This is a genomic window from Neoluteolibacter marinus, assembly GCF_014904755.1.
GTDB classification, from domain to species: domain Bacteria; phylum Verrucomicrobiota; class Verrucomicrobiia; order Verrucomicrobiales; family Akkermansiaceae; genus Haloferula; species Haloferula marina.
This window is the reverse complement of sequence record NZ_JACZFQ010000079.1, coordinates 97118-111831: the sequence shown is the minus strand read 5'-3', so window position 1 is coordinate 111831 and position 14714 is coordinate 97118. Positions and strand designations below refer to the sequence as shown.

General features: G+C 67.2%; 11 protein-coding genes. 8 read left to right on the top strand and 3 right to left on the bottom strand.

The features are described 5' to 3' along the window. From IG178_RS15670 to IG178_RS15655, 4 genes are all read left to right on the top strand, one after another. The coding region (locus IG178_RS15670; RefSeq protein WP_193213510.1) for a hypothetical protein at positions 1-821 on the top strand (821 nt) is incomplete at its 5' end. Beyond that, positions 818-2251, top strand: coding sequence for an AMP-binding protein (locus tag IG178_RS15665; protein ID WP_193213509.1), 1434 nt, complete (start codon positions 818-820; stop codon positions 2249-2251). The genes IG178_RS15670 and IG178_RS15665, both read left to right, overlap by 4 nt. Positions 2252-2313: 62 nt before the next feature. Then, on the top strand, positions 2314-4662 hold the full coding sequence (locus IG178_RS15660) for a beta-L-arabinofuranosidase domain-containing protein (protein ID WP_193213508.1): 2349 nt from the start codon (positions 2314-2316) through the stop codon (positions 4660-4662). A gap of 3 nt (positions 4663-4665) precedes the next feature. Next, on the top strand, positions 4666-5952 hold the full coding sequence (locus IG178_RS15655; protein WP_193213507.1) for an NAD(P)/FAD-dependent oxidoreductase: 1287 nt from the start codon (positions 4666-4668) through the stop codon (positions 5950-5952). Here the strand turns inward: IG178_RS15655 and IG178_RS15650 are convergent, their stop codons facing one another. The 3 genes from IG178_RS15650 to secG form a co-directional block, all read right to left on the bottom strand. Then, the gene (locus tag IG178_RS15650) at positions 5953-6750 is read right to left on the bottom strand and encodes a glycerophosphodiester phosphodiesterase family protein (protein WP_193213506.1); all 798 of its coding nucleotides are present in this window, start codon (positions 6748-6750) and stop codon (positions 5953-5955) included. 78 nt (positions 6751-6828) lie between these two features. Then, the gene (locus IG178_RS15645) at positions 6829-8088 is read right to left on the bottom strand and encodes a rhomboid family intramembrane serine protease (RefSeq protein WP_193213505.1); all 1260 of its coding nucleotides are present in this window, start codon (positions 8086-8088) and stop codon (positions 6829-6831) included. Positions 8089-8201: 113 nt separating this feature from the next. Further along, complete coding sequence (secG, locus tag IG178_RS15640; protein ID WP_193213504.1) at positions 8202-8774, bottom strand: preprotein translocase subunit SecG; 573 nt, start codon at positions 8772-8774, stop codon at positions 8202-8204. 137 nt (positions 8775-8911) lie between these two features. Here secG and ruvA point away from each other — a divergent pair, with 137 nt between their 5' ends. From ruvA to IG178_RS15620, 4 genes are read left to right on the top strand one after another with little or no spacing between them, the layout of a single operon-like run. Continuing rightward, positions 8912-9505, top strand: coding sequence for a Holliday junction branch migration protein RuvA (ruvA, locus tag IG178_RS15635; protein WP_193213503.1), 594 nt, complete (start codon positions 8912-8914; stop codon positions 9503-9505). Next, positions 9502-10779: a hypothetical protein gene (locus tag IG178_RS15630; RefSeq protein WP_193213502.1), complete on the top strand. Its 1278-nt coding sequence runs from the start codon at positions 9502-9504 to the stop codon at positions 10777-10779. The genes ruvA and IG178_RS15630 overlap by 4 nt, the downstream gene beginning before the upstream one ends. Before the next feature lie 44 nt (positions 10780-10823). Then, positions 10824-11885 (top strand): CAP domain-containing protein, encoded by a 1062-nt coding sequence (locus tag IG178_RS15625; protein WP_193213501.1) that lies wholly within the window; start codon positions 10824-10826, stop codon positions 11883-11885. A gap of 57 nt (positions 11886-11942) precedes the next feature. Continuing rightward, a complete protein-coding gene (locus IG178_RS15620; RefSeq protein ID WP_193213500.1) occupies positions 11943-14696 on the top strand; it encodes a phosphoenolpyruvate carboxylase in 2754 nt (917 codons plus the stop codon). Positions 14697-14714: the final 18 nt, after the last annotated feature.

Here is a 14714-nt window from a genome sequence, read left to right as displayed (position 1 = left end):
CCGCGGCGCCCGCCGACGGCGACTCCCTGCCGCCCGCGCCCTACTCCGGGCTTTATCCCAAGGCGCACCCGATGATCGAGGAGATGAGGTCGTTCCCGGAGTGGAACATCCGCTCGTTGAAGCGCAAGGGCGACCGCCCCGCCCGCTGCCGCTTCGAGGTGATCAATTTCGACCGCGAGGCCACCGCCGCCGTCCGCGCGAAAATGGCCGCCACCGCCGGCGAGCTACTACTTCTTCCGTATTTCGCCTCCTGCGCCGCCCGCGCCGTGCACGCCGTGATCGCCGCCCGCGATGGAGCCATGCCGTCGTCGATCCTCCTGACCCTGCCGGTCCAGCGCCAGAAGGACCCGGCGAAGCGCCCGCTCTTCCACAACCACATGACGGCCTACACCCTCCTGTTGAAACCGGAGGAGATGACCGACATCGCGACCGCCAGCCGTGCGCTCTACCGGAAGTATGCCGGCTTCATGCGCCGCAAGCTGCCGGCCGCGATGGACGCGCTGATGCAGATGATGGAGCGCTGCCCGTCGCGGTTCTACAACCTGCCCGCCTTCTTCTACATGAAGGGCGAGATCTGCAGCCTCTTCCACTCGCACACCGGCACCTTCCTGCCGGGCTGCGAGCGGATCTTCGGCAGCCGCATCCTCAACGGCTACCACGTCCCCTCGGTGTGCTCGCCGCCGGGCGCGGGAATCTTCCTGTCGGAACATGACGGCCAGTTGTCGATGACCCTCTCGTGGAAGGACGGCTGCCTCTCGCCTCTGGAGCTCGACCTGATGAAGCAAACCCTCGCCGAAGACCTCGGCGTCGCCGTGCCGTGAACCTGATCGAAGAAATCGCCCTCCGCCATGATCCCGCGACCCTCGCCGTGGTCAGCGGGGACCGCCGCGTGACCTACGGCGACCTGTTTCATCACGCCCGCGCCATCGCCGCGCTGTTGCGCGAACACAACGCCACGGGCCGGACCCCGAGGATCGGCCTGCAGTGCCCGAACGGTGTCTCCTATATCGTGCTGTCGATGGGTATCCTGCTCGCCGGCGGCTGCCTGGTCCCGCTGGCGGAAGAGCTGACCGACCGCGAACGGGCCGAGATCGCCGCCACCACCGCGCTCGACCTGATCCTCGCCGCCGACGAGCTGCCGTGGCACGGCGGCGAAGCGCTCCTCGCTGCCGCCGAGTCCGACGGCACGCCGTGGAAACTCCACCGCTGCGATCACCCGCAGCCGGCCTTCCCGGAGGACGGCTTCCAGGCCTTGAACCCGGCGTTCATCCGCTTCAGCTCCGGCACGACCGGCACCAGCAAGGGCGTCGTCCTCTCGCATCAAACCCTGCTCGACCGCATCACCGCCGCCAACGAGGGCTTGCAGATCGGGCCGCGGGACCGGGTGCTGTGGATGCTGCCGATGGCGCACCATTTCGCGGTGTCGATCGTCCTCTACCTCCACTTCGGCGCCACCACCGTGCTGGAGCACTCGCCCCTGCGGGAAGACATCCTGGCCACGGCGGAACAGCACGAGGCCACGATCATCTACGGCTCGCCCTTCCACTTCGCGATGCTCTCCGGCGACCGCGGTGATTTCCGCTGGCCGAGCCTGCGTCTCGCCGTCGCCACCGCCGCGGCCCTGCCCGAGAACACCGCGCGGGCCTTCGAGACGCGCTTCGGCAAGCCTCTCCACCAGGGACTCGGGATCATCGAGGTCGGCCTCGCCATCCTGAATCTCGACGCGGCCTCCGCGAAACCGACCTCGATCGGCAAGCCGATGCCCGCCTATCAGGTCGCCTTGTTAGACGAGCGGGGCAACCCGGGCGATGAGGGCGAATTCAACATCCGCGGCCCCGGCTTGCTGGACGCCTATCTGGTGCCATGGGATCCCTCGCCCCTGGACGACGGCTGGTTTGCCAGCGGCGACCTGGTCCGCCGCGATGCGGACGGCGACCTGTTCCTGATGGGACGTAAGAAATCGGTGATCAATGTCGCCGGGATGAAGGTGTTCCCCGAGGAGGTCGAGCGGGTGCTGAACGATCATCCCGCCATCGCGCGCAGCCGCGTCCTTGGCCGCGAGCACCCGCAGATGGGTCAGATCCCGGTCGCGGAGATCATCCCGGCCGATCCGGAGTCCGTGCCGAAACCGATCGAACTCCAGCGCCACTGCCGCGCCCTGCTGTCCGCCTACAAGGTGCCGATGCAATTCAAGACCGTGGACAGCCTGCCTCTCACCGCGTCCGGAAAACTCAAGCGGGTCAACGATTGACCGATGCCCGGCCGCCCTGTTTTTCACTTCGCTCCGGCACGCGTTCCGGCAAACCTAGCGCCATGAAACGCGTTCTGCTGCCCCTGCTGCTCGTCCCGGGGATTGCCGCCGCCGGGGACCGCATCATCCCCAACCGCGATCCGCTGCAGCCGACGCCGTTCATTTCGCTCGATCTCGGCAGCGTCAAGGCGCGCGGATGGTTGGAGCGGCAGCTGCGCCTGCAGGCCGACGGCCTGACCGGTCACGCCGAGCAGGTCATCCCCGAACTCGGCCCCGACAGCGGCTGGCGCGGCGGAAAGGGCGAAAGCTGGGAGAAGGGTCCCTACTATCTCCGCGGCCTCACCAGCCTCGCGTATGTTCTCGATGACCCGGTGCTCAAGGAGCGGGCGCAGGTTTGGATCGACGCGCTGCTCGCCAGCCAACGCGACAGTGGCCAGATCGGACCGGGCTCGAACGGCGACTGGTGGCCGCGGATGGTCATGACCTGGGTGCTCCGCGACTACCACGAGGCCACCGGCGACAAGCGGGTGATCCCGGCACTGGAGAAATACGCGGGCTACCTGTTGGAACGACTGCCCGGCCAACCGCTCGAGGAGTGGGCGAAGGCCCGCTCGGGCGACCAGATCGACACCCTTTACTGGCTCTACAACCGCACCGGCGACGAGTCCCTGCTCGAGGCGGTCGACTGGCTGCGCGACCAGAGCAACCGCTGGAAGCCGTTCTACCGCACGCTGCGCGGCGACTCCGGGGACTTCCGGATCGTTCACGGCGTGAACGTTTCGCAAGGCATGAAATACCCGGTGGTCACCTGGGAACGGACCGGCAAGGACGACGACCGCCGGGTCTTCGCGGACGCCTGGGCATCGCTCCGCCAGCGCCACGGGCTGCCCTTCGGCATGTGGAGCGGCACGGAACCGCTGGCCGGTAAGTCGACGACCCAAGGCGTCGAGATGTGCTCCATCGTCGAGCAAATGCTCAGCTCCGAGGTTGCACTCGGCGCCCTGGGCGACCCGCTGATCGGCGACCAGCTCGAGCGCATCGCCTTCAACCTGCTTCCCGGCGGCACCACCAAGGACTTCCGGCAATTCCAGTACTACACGCTGCCGAACGCCCCGGTCGCCCGGCGCAACGAACGCGGCACCCTGCCGTTCCGCGACGACCACGGCGACGACCTCCTGGTCAGCCCGCACTCGGGATTCCACTGTTGTTGTTACAACCTCCACATGGGGTGGCCGAAGTACGTGCAGCACGCGTGGATGGCGACCAGCGACGGCGGCCTCGCCGCAGTCGCCTACGGCCCGACCGAAGTCACGGCCAAGCTCGGCGACGTCCCGGTGACCATCACCGAGGAGACCGATTATCCGTTCACCGACACCATCCGGTTCACCGTCAAACCCGGCAAACCGGCGGCCTTCCCGCTGAAGCTGCGCATCCCGGCCTGGGCCGTGGCACCCCGCGTCGCGGTGAACGGCGAATTCGTGCCCGGCGTGCAAGCCGGCGCCTTCTTCACCCTCCAGCGCACCTGGACAGCGGGCGACGTGGTGACCGCCGAATTCCCCGCCGACATCGAGACATCCAACGGCTTCAACGGCTCGGCCGCCGTCTGGCGCGGCCCGCTGGTGTTCTCGCTGCGCATCGGTGAAAAGCGGGAGACCGTCACTACCATCGACGGCGGATTCGACGAGTTCGAGCTCATCCCGACCACGCCCTGGAACTACGCCCTCGACATCGATCGCGGAAAAGCCGGCGGCAGCGTCGAGCTCCACCGCGCCAAGATGCCGGCCAACCCGTGGCTGCCCGACACCACGCCGATCTCCCTCAGCGTCCCTGCCAAGCGGCTGCCCGGCTGGGGACTCGTCCGCAACGACCGCATGGCCGCGGAGGTTCCGGCAAGCCCGGTCGCGAGCGACCAGCCGGTCGAGAAGGTGACGCTGGTTCCCTTCGGCGCCCAGACCCTCCGCATCACCGCCTTCCCGCTGCTGCGCGGCGAAGCGGTCCCGGAACCCGGCCTGACTGCCTCCCACCAGCACGACTCGATCGATGCCATGATCGAGAACGACGAACCGACCTCGTCGAAAGGCGAAGGCCTGCCGCGCTTCACGTTCTGGGACCACACCGGCAGCGAGGAATGGATCCAATGGACCTTCGACAAGCCCGCTGAAGTTTCCGCGAGCTCGCTCTACTGGTTCGACGACACCGGTTCCGGGATGTGCCGGGTGCCCGAGTCGTGGAAGCTCCTCTACCGCCGCGACGGCCGGTGGCTGCCGGTGGCCGATCCCTCCGGCTACGGCGTCGCGACCGACCAGGCGAACACCGTCAAGTTCACCCCCGTGACCACTGACGCCCTGCGGGTGGAAATCCGGCTACAGAAAGATTTCTCCGGCGGTGTGCTGCGCTGGACCAAGGAATAGCCCATGACTCCCGACCTCGCCATCCTCGGAGCCGGCCCCGCCGGATCAACGCTGGCCGCGCTGTTGTCCCAGCGCGGCTTCAAGGTGCTGGTGTTCGACGACGAAAAGCGCCCTGAACTGCTGGTCGGCGAGTCCCTCGTCCCGGCCACCGTGCCGGTGATGCGGCGCCTCGGCATCGAGGATCGCGTCGCGAAGTACTCGCAGCACAAGCCCGGTGTCACCTTCCTCCACCGCGAGGGCAGCCGCATCGATTTCAATTTCGCACCGATCGCGCGGTCGCTGCCGACCTATGCCTACAACATCCCGCGGCCGGAGTTCGATGACACCCTCCGCGAACGGGCGGAGGAACTCGGCGCGGTTTTCGTCAAACACCGCGCCGTGGTCGAACCGGGCACCGATGGCCGCGAGATCCAGCTCTCCGCCGGTTCACTGGCAGCCGCCAAGCTGTCCGCTCACCCGGCATTCCTGATCGATGCCACCGGGCGGGCCCGCACCTTCGCCCGTGCCCTCGGCATCGGGGCCCAGGGCGGCGAGCGCGCCGACGTCGCCTACTTCGCGCACTTCGAGGCTTTCGAACACGACTTCGAATGTCCCGGCCAGGTGGTGATCAGCATCCTCGACAACGGCTGGTGCTGGCGGATTCCCCTGCCCGGCCGGCTGTCGGTGGGCATCGTGCTGCACAAGGACATCGCGAAAACCTACGGCGACACCCCCGAGGCGCGGCTCGACCACGCGCTGCGGACCGAGCCGCTGCTGCGCGATCATTCGCGCGATGCCCGCCGGGTCACCCCGGTGATGACCTACACCAACTATCAGCTCGTCTCCGAACGCGGCTATGGCCCTGGCTGGGCGGCTTGCGGCGACTCCTTCGGGTTCGTCGACCCCATGCTTTCGCCGGGCCTGTTCATGGCACTGGAGTCGGCGCGCCTGTTCGACGAACACGTCTTTTCCAGCGGCACCGCGGTGCTCGGCCAGCCCGACACCCTGCACGCGGGCTTCGAGCGGGCGGAAGCGGAGCTCCACGACTGGCACGAGAGCTGGCGCGAGCTGATCCGCCACTTCTATGACGGCGGGATCTTCTCGCTCTACGAAACCGGCACCAACTTCTCGAAGAAGTTCAAGGGCTGGCCCGGGATCAAGTTCATGGAGAACCACATGGGCAAACACATCGCGTCGATGGCGTCCGGCTCGTTCACCCGCCGGAAGTACAGCCGCGGACTGGTGCGCTTCATGCGCCAGTATATGCTGCGCGACTGCCGGATGCCCGAGGAATTCGCGGTCCGGCCGTGATCACTCCGACAACTCCGCGCGCAGCGGGCCGGGACGGTTGGTGGTGATGTTGTCGACGCCGAAGCCGATGACCTTGCGGGCGGTGGCCACGTCATCGACCGTCCACGACGTCAGCATGACGCCTTCCTCCTTGCGGGCGCGCAACCAGTCGCCTTCCACCGCCGACGCCGCCTTGAACTGCAGGCCTTGCGCACGGCATTGCTTGAGCTGGGCGAGGTAGCCGGAGCGCTTGGCCTCCTTCTCGATGCCCTTGAGGTCGGACACAAGGTGCGCCTGGAAACCGGGCAGGGCTTCACGGCAGGCTGCCACGACCTCGCCGTTGAAGGAAATCAGCACCACCCGGGCGGGGTCGGCCTTTTTCTCCATGAGAATCCGGCGGATCGGGGCGACGATCTCCGGGCCGTCCTTGATCTCGAGGAAGAAGCGCTTGCCGGAAGGGAGCACGTCCAGCACGTCGGCCAGCCGGGGGATCCGCTCGCCCTTGAACTCCGGTGATTTCCACGACCCGACGTCGAGCGCGGCCAGCGTCGCCCACGGCGTGTTCGCGACCACCAGCTTCTTGCCGGCCACCCGCTTGGTGTCGGCATCGTGGATGCACACGACCTCGCCGTCGGCACTGAGGTGGAAATCGCCCTCGATCCCGTCCGCGCCTTCTTCCCAGGCGCGCTTGAAGGCCGCGATGGTGTTCTCCGGCGCGGCGTGCGAGGCCCCGCGGTGGGCGATCAGATTCGGCAACTCGGCAGCCGTGGCCATGCTTGCAAACAAAGCGGCGATCGGGAGAACGGAAAGCAGTTTCATCGGATGAGTGAACGTGATGCTGGCGGGCGATCGATCATCCCGTCGCCCGCCAAGCCGTGGCGATATCGACACCCCGGCTCAGATCATCTTCACGCAGGCCAGCACCGCGGAACAAACCAGCAGCCCGAGGGCGGCACCGCCGGCGATGACCTCGACCGACGTCGTCCGCGGCCGGTGGGGCGACGACGACCGCGGGAAGATCAACGCGGCGTACACCATGCCGGCGAGCAGGCCGCCGATGTGCGCGGCATTGTCGATGAAATGCCGGAACACGAAGCCGATCACCCCGGTCAGGACCACCCCGGCCAGCAGGCGCAGGCGGGAACTCTGCGGAACCAGGGATCGGTGCAGGGTTTCAAAGACCAGCAGGAAGCCGAGCAGCCCCATCAGTCCGCCCGAAGCCCCGATCGAGGCGGTGGTCGAGAAGCGCGCGGAAACCTCGCCGCCGATCCACGCGGAAATCAGGAATGCCATCACCAGGTGCGGCCAGCGGGCAAAGGTCTCGACGCGCTTGCCGAGGTAGGCGAGCGCCGACGCGTTCATCAGCCAGTGCAGCCAGTGGCCGTGCAGGAACGGGGCGGTCAACAGCCGCCAGCCTTCGCCTTCGGTGACATGGCCGGCGTGCTTGGTGAGTCCGGCCCGGGGAATGGTGATCCCGAAGCCCTCGATGGTCCCGAACTTCGAAACGATCTTCATCAGCCCGCCCAGGAAACTGACGCCGCCCATCGCCTGGCGCTCGGAGTAGGCCTGGAGTTCCACGCCGAGCTGGACCAGCCCGGCCACCGCCAGCAACCAGAACAAGATCCGCGTCACCGGAGCCTTTTGGATGGAGAGCCAGACTTCGAACCGCAAGTCCGGGGCCCCGGCGACCATCTCGCCCGCGGCCCAGTTGCGGGCCTTGCGGAGCCGCTTCGTGCCTTGGTACCACGGCATCAGCCCGAGCAGGAAAAACAACAGCAGCGCCAGACCCACCGCGCCGTTGGTCAGGATCCTCCGGAAGTCGCCGCCGGCAAAGACAATCATCAGGCCCGCGGCGGCACCGAACATCATCATCTGCCGCTTGCCCTCCTCGATCTCCCAGTTCGCCCAGCGGACCCGGGCTTCGCGCATGGCGGAGTGAAGCTCGTGGATCTCTTCCGGCAAGACCAGCCCCGGCGCCGCCGGGGTCCAGACCAGGTCAACCCGGGCACCGGCGTCTGCCGCGATCGCCGCCGCAAGTTCGTCGAAGCTGCCGCAGGGAAAGCGGCGCCCCTTGCGGTCAACCCAGCCCCAGCCCGGTCCCGCAGGCGGGAAGGCATCGGAGCGCGCCCAGACGGGGAGGTCGGTTTCAGGCGTCATGCTTGAGATGACTCAAGCGTGATCCATGCCGCGGTCCAAGGGCAATCCCCGCCACGAAAAAGGCGCGGGGCGAAATCCGCCGCGCGCCTGGAAGATCGCTGTGATCCGCCGGATCAGGGATTCCCGTCGGAGGTCTCGGGCTCATCAGCCGGCTCCGCGGGCTCATCGGCGGGTTCCGCGGGCTCTGCCGCCGGCTCCGGAGCGGTGGCATCCGCCTCGGGCGCTTCGGCGGGAGCTTCTTCAGCCGGAGCTTCTTCAGCCGGAGCTTCTTCAGCCGGAGCTTCTTCCGCGGGGGTCTCGTCGGCCGGCGCGGCGGGAACTTCCACCGGAGGCGTTACCGCCTCGGGCTCAAGCGGCGTCGATGCGTCCGCGGCCGGGGCTTCGGCAACCGGGACTTCCGCCACCAGCGAGGTGCGATTCGCGTTCCGCTTGGCGATCAGCACGGCCAGGGTCAGCGTCAGCACGAAAAACATCGTCGCCAAGTAGACCGTGCCCTTCTGGAGGACGTTGGTGGTGCGGGCACCGAACAGCTGGTCGGTGGCACCGGAGCCGAACGCCGCGCCGAGGCCTTCGTTTTTCGGGCGCTGCATCAGGATGATCATGCTCATCACGAGACAGACGAGAACGAAAAGGACCAGCAACAGGTTGATGCTGATCGAGAGCCAATCGATGGCGGAGAGAATCATGGGGGGCGGACTATAGGAGCCGTCCCCCCCTTGTAAAGCGGGGTTTTTCACCCGCAAGTGCCCGGCTTTTCCGCTCCGGAACGCATGACGGAACTTCGCCCTTGGCAGTTCCGGGAGCCGGTCCAAGCTCAGCCACGATGATCGCCCGGCTGCGAGGAAAGGTGTTGGAGGCATACCCGAACCGGCTGGTGGTGGATGTCGGCGGCGTGGGCTACGAGGTCCACGTGCCCCTCTCCACCTTCGACCGCCTCCACGCGGCCGAGGGGCTGGAGGTCGACCTGCGCACCCACCTCCACGTCCGCGAAACCGCCCACACCCTCTACGGCTTCGCCTCGGAGGAAGAACGGGACCTGTTCCTGCTGCTCATCGATCGCGTCAGCGGCATCGGCCCGGCGATCGCGATGGCAATCCTCAGCGGCATGCCGGTCGGCCGTTTCAAAGCCTGCGTGGCCGGTGGAGAGTCGGCCGAGCTTTCCAAGATCAAGGGCCTCGGCAAGAAGACCGCCGAGCGGGTGGTGCTGGAACTCAAGGACAAGGTCGGAGTGGCGGACACCTGGCAGGAGGTCGCCAGCGGCCAGCTCGCCCCGGCCACCGCCGACGCGGAGATGGCGCTGATGGCTCTGGGATACAAGCAGGTCGACGCCCGCAAGGCGGTACGCAAGGTGCTCGACGCGCAACCCGGCGCCACCACCGAGGAGTTGATTCGCGGAGCCCTGAGATCGATGCAATGAGCCTGAGTCTCGACCAAATCAAGGCGGCGATACCGGAAGGCGGCCTGTTCGACGGGGGTTGGCAGTTCTCGCCCGAGCCGCTGAAGCTGACCAAGGCCGAGGGCCGCTTCCTCGCCTCGCTGGGTCATCCGCTGGCGAAGTTCCAGCAGGCCTGTGACGACCTTTACCGGCGCAGCGCATCCGGCAAGTTGCCGGGCTGGATTGCCGAGGTCCTGGATACCGGCAAGCCGGCGTGGATGGTGGACTTGCAAAAGGAGGCCGCGACCCGCGACCTCTTGCCCCGGGTGATCCGGCCGGACCTGATCGTGACCGCCGGGGGCTTCTCCCTCACCGAGCTCGATTCGGTGCCGGGCGGGATCGGGATCACCGCATGGCTGTCCCAGCTCTATGCCGACGCCGGTTTCGAGGTCCTCGGCGGCCGCGACGGGATGATCCGCGGCTTCTCTTCGGTGCTCGGAGAGGACGGGGCGATCCTGCTGTCCGAGGAGTCCGCCGACTACCGCCGCGAAATGGAATGGCTGGCCCGCGCGGCCGGCGGCGGGCGGACGGTCGAGGCCGCGGAGGAATATCAGCCCGACGGCCGTGCCCTCTACCGCTTCTTCGAGTGGTTCGACTGGGAAGCCATCCCCGAGGCCCGTCACCTGGCGGAGCGCTCGGCAAGCGGCGAACTCGCGCTGAGCCCGCCGTGCAAGCCGCATCTCGAGGACAAGCTGTGGCTCGCGCTGCTGTGGACCCCGGCACTCAAGCCGGTCTGGGAGCAGGCGCTCCGGGGCAGCCACCTGAACCGGGTGCGCGACATCGTCCCGCCCGGCTGGGTGGTCGATCCTGCGCCGCTGCCGCCCCAGGCCGCGCTGCCGGTGCTGGGAGTGAATTCCTGGGAAGAGGTCGCCGCCTTCAGCCAGAAGCAGCGTCGCCTGGTCCTGAAAATCAGTGGATTCCACGAAACTGCCTGGGGCTCGCGGGGCGTCCATATCGGCCACGACATGGCGCAGGCCGACTGGTCGGACAAGGTCCACGCCGCAATGGCCGACTTCTCCCAGCAGCCGTGGATCATGCAGGAATTCAGCGAAGGCCGGCTGATCGAACACCCGGTGTTTCGGGACGACGGCAGCGTGGTCACGATGCGCGGCCGGGTGCGGCTGTGTCCATACTACTTCACCGACGATCAAGGCGTCACCACCCTCGCCGGGGCATTGGCCACCCTCGCTCCGGCCGACAAGAAGAAGATCCACGGGATGCGTGACGCGGTGCTGCTGCCCTGTGTGATCGAATGAGATTTCAGGATGGAAACGACATCCGGTGTCGCTACCATCCCATCATGCGCCTCGTCCCCCTGCTCCTCTGTGCCGCCACGCTGACCGTCAACGGCCAGACCACCGCGCCACCCGCCGACTTCGTGAAGCGGGCCGGCCAGTGGATGATCTCACCGGATCCGGCCAAGCGCCAGGCCGCCTACCGGTCGTGGCTGCAGCTCGGCGAGGGCGCGATGAAGGACTACGAGAAGGCTCTCCGGATTTCGCAGAAGTACCACGAGCAGAAGATCGACAAGGTGACTCGCGGGGAAAGCGGCAAGAATCCCTACGAGATCTTCGACCTCGAATGCCGGGAGCTGGAATCGGAGCGCGAGCGGGTGATGAAGCTGATCCGCACCGACTGGAAGAAGGAAGGCCGCAAGATCGACATGCTGCGCGATGAGATGAAATCGCTGACCAAGCTCCACGCCCGGGTCAACAAGCTGGCCCTGGCAGACACCAAGACCTTCGACGCCGCCTTCGACGCGGCGGTGTCGGGTTTGTGCGAGGCGACGCGCGAGCTCGAGCGCTTCGAGGAGGAACCGGAATTCGCCACCCTCGACGACGAGGAAATGCGCGAGGAACTGATCGCCGGCCATCTCGAGGCCAAGAACCTGGTCAAGCTGCGCGACAAGCTGCTGGCGGCCCGCGAGGCGATGACCCGCCTCGCCGCCACCGACAAGGCCAACAAGGAAGCCGGAAATTGGGCGGACTCCTCGATGTACGAGTTCGCCAAGGTCCTCAACCGCGAGCGCGATGTCTGCGGCCTGACGCCGCTGCGGCTCGAGGAAAAGCTTTCCGACGCCTCCAAGGGCCACTCCGCCGACATGGCGCGGCTCGGGTTTTTCGCCCATGAATCCCCCGTCCCGAACAAAAAAACCCCCTGGGACCGCGCCCGCCTGGCCGGCTTCACCGGCAATGCCAGCGGCGAGAACATCTACATGGGTTCGACCAACTTCCAGGCAGCCTACGACGGCTGGTTCGGCTCCGACGGCCACCGCTTCATCATGTTCGCCGGCGGGCCGAATGTCCTCGGCGTTGGCATCTCCGGCGTCCACTGGACGATGATGACGGGGTCGAAGAATTAGCCTGCCGCGCATTCGGCTTCACGCCCCGGCATCCCGGCTGCTTCAATGGCCGCGCCGATGACCGATACCCAACCGACCCGCGAGCAGCTCCGCCTTGAAGGCTTCGACCTGATCGACGAAACCCTCTCATTCCTCGTCGGTTGCCTCGGCGACGCCCTGCAAAGCCTCGGCGAGGATTCCCTGCTCCCCTATCTGCCGTGGTCCGGCACCGTCCCGGACGAAGATCCGCCGGACGGCACCCAGCAGCTTTATTCGATCGGCTTCCAGCTCCTCAACATGGTCGAGGAGCGCGTCTCTTCTGCCATCCGCCGCGAGCGTGAAAAGGCGCTCGGCGCCGAGTCCATCCGCGGACTGTGGCCGCGCGCGCTCAAGGACATGACCGCGCTCGGGCTGGGGCCGCAGGAAATTCTCGGCGTGCTCAAGGACGTCGATGTCCAGCCGGTGCTCACCGCCCACCCGACCGAAGCCAAGCGCGCGTCGGTGCGCGAGCGTCACCGCGCGCTTTACGAGGAACTCGTCCGAAACGAATACCCGAAATACACCGACCGCGAGCGCCGGCGGATCCGCGAGCGCATTGTGACCTCACTGGAAACCCTCTGGCGCACCGGGGAGATCCACCTCGTCCGCCCGGATCTCTTCCGCGAGCTGCGGGACGCCATCCACTACCTGCGCGACCTCTTCCCGGCCGCCCTCAACCGGCTCGACATGCACTTCACCGAGGCCTGGCGCGACGCCGGCTTCCCGCTCGAAGCGCTGCGGGCCGCCGGCAACATACCGCGGCTGTCCTTCGGCAGCTGGATCGGCGGCGACCGCGACGGCCACCCGCTGGTCACGCCGGAGGTCACCGAAAAGACCCTGCAGATGCTGCGCCGCGCCGCCTTCCGGTTGCTGCGCCGGGAGATCGACGAGGTCGCCAAGCAGCTGACCCATTCCCAGCATCTCAATCCCGTCCCGGAAGCGCTCGAGACGCGCATCGACGAGCTCAACTTCGTGCTCGGCGACGAGGAAGTTGCCAACGACCTCCACGACCGCTTCCACGAGGAGCCCTGGCGCCACTTCGCCACCCTGATTGCCGCCCGCCTGCAGCGCCAGATCGACGGCCATGACGGCTACGCCACACCGGGACAACTCAATGCCGACCTCGAGTTGCTGGCCTTCGGGATCCGCGGTGCCGGCTGCCAGCTGGTCGACGAGCAGGTCCTCCGGCCGCTCCAACAGAAGCTCGACATTTTCGGCTTCCACCTCGCCACGCTCGACGTCCGGCAGAACTCCGAATTCCACGACAAGGCGATCGCCCAGCTCCTCACCGCGGCCCACGTCCCGGACGGCGAGAGCTACGCGACCTGGCCCGAGGAGAAACGCCTCGCCTTCCTCAACAAGGAACTCCTGTCGTCGCGGCCGTTCCTGCACGACACCGCCCGCGTCGGCGTGGAGGCCGACCTGGTGCTCGACTGCTACCGCGTGCTCGTCCGCCATCGCAAGACCTGGGGTGACTCGGGACTCGGCGCGCTGATCATTTCGATGACCCGCCAGCTCTCCGACCTGCTCGGCGTGTTCCTGCTCGCCCGCGAAGCCGGATTGATGGACCTGACCAAGGAGGGCCCCTGCTGTCCGCTCGAGGTGGTCCCGCTGTTCGAGACCATGGACGATCTCGACCGCTCGCCCGGCATCCTGGCCGCCTTCCTCGACCACCCGATGGCCCACCGCTCGATCCTCCACCGTGCGGGATCGGACAAGCCGAGCCAACAGGCGATGCTCGGCTACTCCGACTCCAACAAGGACTGCGGGATCTTCGCCGCCCAGTGGGCGCTTCACCGCGCCCAGGAAAACCTCAGCGCTACCGCCAACGAGCGCGGGATCCGGATCCGCTTCTTCCACGGCCGCGGCGGCACCATTTCCCGCGGTGCGGGCCCGACCCACTGGTTCATGGCCGCCCTGCCGCACGGCTCGATGAGCGGCGGCTTCCGGATGACCGAACAAGGCGAAACCATCGCCCAGAAGTACGCCAATCTCGCCAACGCGACCTACAACCTCGAGCTGCTCCTCGCCGGTGCCGCGATCACCACCGCGACCCACCGCCACACCGCGAAGACGGAGGATCCCGCCGAGGAGTTCCTGCCCTTCCTCGCCGAGGAAAGCCAGGCTGCCTACCAGCGCCTGCTGCACGCGGAGGGCTTCATCCACTTCTACCGCCAGGTGACACCGATCGACGCGCTGGAGAACTCCCGCATCGGCTCCCGCCCGGCCCGCCGCACCGGTGCCAAGGGTCACTCCATCTCCGACCTGCGCGCGATTCCCTGGGTGTTCTCGTGGACCCAGGCGCGCTTCTACATGCCCGGTTGGTTCGGCACCGGATCGGCCCTGGAGAAACTCAAGGCCACCTCGCCCGAGCGCTTCGAGGCGCTGAAGGCCGCCGTGCCGAAATCGACTTTCCTGTCCTACGTCCTGACCAACGTCGAAACCAACCTCGCCTCCGCCAACCTCGAGCTGATGGCCGGTTACGCGGGTCTTGTCGAGGACCCGGCCCTGCGCGAGCGCTTCATGAAGATGATCGTCGACGAGTTCGAGCGCACCCGCGATCTCCTCGCCGAGTTGTTCAACGGCTCGATGGAAGCCCGCCGCCCGCGGATGGCCAAGACCCTCGGCATCCGCGAAGCCCCGCTGCGGGTGCTCCACCGCCAGCAGATCGCCCTGCTCCGGGAATGGCGCCAGCACGTCGCCGACGAAAACGAAACCGCCGCCGAAGCGATCTTCCCGAAGCTGCTGCTCTCGATCAACGCGATCGCGTCGGGACTGAGGACGACGGGGTGAAGGGGACCGCCAACGGAG

Bases quoted from the DNA above. Each gene is read 5' to 3' on its own strand.
- secG (WP_193213504.1), bottom strand. From the start codon at position 8,774: ATGATTCTCTCCGCCATCGATTGGCTCTCGATCAGCATCAACCTGTTG.
- IG178_RS15630 (WP_193213502.1), top strand. From the start codon at position 9,502: ATGAGCCTGAGTCTCGACCAAATCAAGGCGGCGATACCGGAAGGCGGC.
- IG178_RS15660 (WP_193213508.1), top strand. From the start codon at position 2,314: ATGAAACGCGTTCTGCTGCCCCTGCTGCTCGTCCCGGGGATTGCCGCC.
- IG178_RS15625 (WP_193213501.1), top strand. From the start codon at position 10,824: ATGCGCCTCGTCCCCCTGCTCCTCTGTGCCGCCACGCTGACCGTCAAC.
- ruvA (WP_193213503.1), top strand. From the start codon at position 8,912: ATGATCGCCCGGCTGCGAGGAAAGGTGTTGGAGGCATACCCGAACCGG.
- IG178_RS15620 (WP_193213500.1), top strand. From the start codon at position 11,943: ATGACCGATACCCAACCGACCCGCGAGCAGCTCCGCCTTGAAGGCTTC.
- IG178_RS15645 (WP_193213505.1), bottom strand. From the start codon at position 8,088: ATGACGCCTGAAACCGACCTCCCCGTCTGGGCGCGCTCCGATGCCTTC.
- IG178_RS15650 (WP_193213506.1), bottom strand. From the start codon at position 6,750: ATGAAACTGCTTTCCGTTCTCCCGATCGCCGCTTTGTTTGCAAGCATG.
- IG178_RS15655 (WP_193213507.1), top strand. From the start codon at position 4,666: ATGACTCCCGACCTCGCCATCCTCGGAGCCGGCCCCGCCGGATCAACG.